Here is a 501-nt window from a genome sequence, read left to right on the forward strand (position 1 = left end):
CTCTTCGGCCGTTCGTCGGCGTCAAAGGACATCGAGTTGCTCGTGCTGCGGCATGAGGTCGCGGTGCTGCGCCGCACCCAGCCCAAGCCCCGGTGGGACTGGGCGGACCGGGCGGTCCTCGCCGCTCTGATCAGGCTCCTGCCCAGAGCGCTGGGAGCGCACCGGCTGGTCACCCCCGGGGACCGTCCTGCGGTGGCACCGCCGCCTGATCACACGGAAGTGGACCCACCCGCAGCGGACGGGACGGCCACCGATCAGCCAGGAGATCGCCACGCTGATCGAGCGGCTCGCGACCGAGAACCCGACGTGGGGCTACCAGCGAATCCAGGGCGAGCTCCTCAAACTCGGCCACCGGGTGAGCGCATCCACGATCCGCCGGGTCCTGAAGACCCTCAGGTTGCCACCGGCTCCGAAACGGCAGACCGACACGACATGGCGACAGTTCCTGCGCACGCAGGCAGCGACCATGCTGGCCGTGGACTTTTTCCACGTGGACTTCGC

The 501-nt window shown here is 69.1% G+C and carries 1 pseudogene; it reads left to right on the forward strand.

From position 1 onward, the window contains the following. A pseudogene (locus FMEAI12_RS39575) lies at positions 1–501 on the forward strand (helix-turn-helix domain-containing protein); the annotation flags it as partial.

It is taken from the genome of Parafrankia sp. Ea1.12 (genome assembly GCF_900465275.1).
Lineage (GTDB): Bacteria > Actinomycetota > Actinomycetes > Frankiales > Frankiaceae > Parafrankia > Parafrankia soli.